This is a genomic window from Paraburkholderia sp. SIMBA_030 (assembly GCF_046535245.1).
Taxonomy (GTDB): domain Bacteria; phylum Pseudomonadota; class Gammaproteobacteria; order Burkholderiales; family Burkholderiaceae; genus Paraburkholderia.
Window position 1 is genome coordinate 1 of sequence record NZ_JAWRXB010001816.1, and the last position, 230, is coordinate 230.

General features: G+C 46.5%; 1 pseudogene. It reads right to left on the reverse strand.

Features of this window, described 5'->3' with window-relative positions:
• Positions 1–230, reverse strand: a pseudogene (locus SB772_RS46250) (DNA recombination/repair protein RecA); the annotation flags it as partial.

Here is a 230-nt window from a genome sequence, read left to right on the forward strand (position 1 = left end):
ATTGCGCCTGAGCGTACTAACATATCAGTAATTTCAAGTGCTTGCTCACCATTGTCAGGTTGCGAGAGCAATAAGTCATCAGTATTTACCCCAAGCTTGCGTGCATAAACAGGGTCAAGCGCATGCTCGGCATCGATAAAGGCACAAGTACCACCTTGCTTTTGACATTCTGCAATAGCTTGCAGGGTCATCGTCGTCTTACCTGAGCTTTCTGGGCCGTAAATTTCAAC